The following is a 1,865-nucleotide window of genomic DNA, read 5'->3' as shown; positions in this document are numbered from 1 at the left end:
ATGTATTCCTGCATGTCATACGTTTTATATGTCATACGATAAATATGTAAAACGTATGACATCAATGTATATATGCTTACACTATTCTTTGCATGGATACATCTTTATCACATTACAAGTGCATTTCTATACGACAGTGAATCAGTGCGTCAATAAGTCAATACGACAGTGAACAACCGAAGCGTCAAAGATACGACCATTTTCAACAAAAGGCATTCGTCTCTCCGTAGAGTTGCAGGACAATAGTTGTTTTCTCTTTTGCTTCGTACAATCTCTTGAGGATAACTTCACGAAGTTGTGCCGCGCCAAAAGAGTGGAGACGAAAGCAAATGGCAACTATCATAGGAAAATTATACAGCGTTTGCCAAACACTAACGGAAGTTTCGTCCTTGTATTGGACTTCCGACATAGACAACATACCTTCTTTATATATAGCTCGTATCACAGAGTTGAGTTTCGGGGCGGTAACATGAAGCATATCCACCAACTCTCCCTCACTCATCCACAATTCCTCTAAGTTGGACGGAATGGAAAGTATCCCATTTCCGTCCATAGTGATAGTTGTCCTTTTCATGCCATTCCTCCCATTACAGGCAAATGCCCCTTGATTCGACTTTCAAAGACAGAAATATCATGGTCAAGTTTGCTGCTTGTCACCTTGGCGTATATCTGTGTCGTGGTGATATTCGTGTGACCGAGAATCTTGCTAACGCTCTCTATTGGCATACCATACTCCAATGCTAAAACAGCCCAACTATGTCGGGAGACATGAAATGAAACTCGTTTCTTGATGCCACACATTACCGCTACTTTTTTGATGCGCTTGTTGATGCTGTCAAGGTTGCCAATGTTGAACAAGTGATTACCGTTTCTGAAAGATTTGTATCTCTCAACTATCTGCATAGGAATATCCAACAGCTTGATTTGGAACGGTACGCCTGTCTTCTGACGCTTGGACACTATCCAAGGAGCACCGTTTACCATGCTGATGTTATCTTCCGTCAAGTTCTTGATGTCGATGAAAGCTATACCTGTCCAACTGCCAAAGATAAAAAGGTCTCTCGCAAATGCCATGTTGGGGTCTTCCAACTTTATCTCAGTCATGGCGGTAAGCTCGTCCAAGGTCAAGAACTCACGTTCCTTATGGTCTGGATCAACGTGGTACATGGCAAACGGATTTCTCGGTATCTTGCCGTTGTAGTGTGCTGCCGTAACGATATGTTTCAGAGGTATGGAGTAAATCCAAATGGAGGACTGCGCAAGCCCTACCACATTTTTCAAGTAAAGGCAATAGTCACGGATAAACTCCTCGGTAAGCTCATTCATGGACATATCGCTGCGCTTGTACTGATACTTGATGAACTCGGCAACGTACTTTCTCACCACAAGATACTTGTTGTAAGTGTTCTTGGCCCTGTCCTTGCCTACACGCTTGGCAAAGGCTGCGTTCTCCTTGTCGAAAGCTCTGAGCAAGGTCTCGTATTCGGTGCCTATGCCTTGATAGGCGTTTCTCACCATTTCAGCGGTAACGAACGCCTCACGGTCGGAAAGTCGTTGATAATGCTTGGCGATTTGAGCCTTGATGTTGTCAAGCGCAAAATTCACCTCCTTGGCTTCCTTACTCTTGCCTATGGCTCTGCTGCCCTTGGCATCCCAGATAGCCTTGGTAACGCTCTGCTTGCAACTGAACTGTGCGATAGTTCCGTTGATTGTCACACGTCCCATGATAGGGACAATTCCGTTTCTCTCCTTGCTTCCATTTACATAGAAGACTGTCTTGAAAGTGCATCTCATAATTCTTACTTTTTTGTTCGGTGCAAAATTAAACTATGAGAGTTGCATGGCAAAACCAAAACTTACGCAGA

Annotated in this window: 2 protein-coding genes; both read right to left on the bottom strand. The window is 43.6% G+C overall.

Annotation, left to right across the window (positions count from 1 at the left end):
* Positions 1-202 precede the first annotated feature (202 nt).
* The gene (locus KTQ90_RS13145; protein WP_217318804.1) at positions 203-574 is read right to left on the bottom strand and encodes a virulence RhuM family protein; all 372 of its coding nucleotides are present in this window, start codon (positions 572-574) and stop codon (positions 203-205) included.
* Positions 571-1,794 carry a site-specific integrase gene (locus KTQ90_RS13140; RefSeq protein ID WP_217318803.1) on the bottom strand — a complete coding sequence of 408 codons (1,224 nt, stop codon included), beginning with the start codon at positions 1,792-1,794 and terminating at the stop codon, positions 571-573. Before KTQ90_RS13140 ends, KTQ90_RS13145 begins: the two co-directional genes overlap by 4 nt.
* Between the last annotated feature and the right edge of the window lie 71 nt (positions 1,795-1,865).

The organism is Leyella stercorea (assembly GCF_019052365.1).
Classification (GTDB): Bacteria; Bacteroidota; Bacteroidia; order Bacteroidales; family Bacteroidaceae; genus Prevotella.
The sequence above is the reverse complement of the archived record's forward strand: the minus strand, read 5'-3'. Positions and strand labels throughout refer to the sequence as shown.

Bases quoted from the DNA above. Each gene is read 5' to 3' on its own strand.
- KTQ90_RS13145 (WP_217318804.1), bottom strand. From the start codon at position 574: ATGAAAAGGACAACTATCACTATGGACGGAAATGGGATACTTTCCATT.
- KTQ90_RS13140 (WP_217318803.1), bottom strand. From the start codon at position 1,794: ATGAGATGCACTTTCAAGACAGTCTTCTATGTAAATGGAAGCAAGGAG.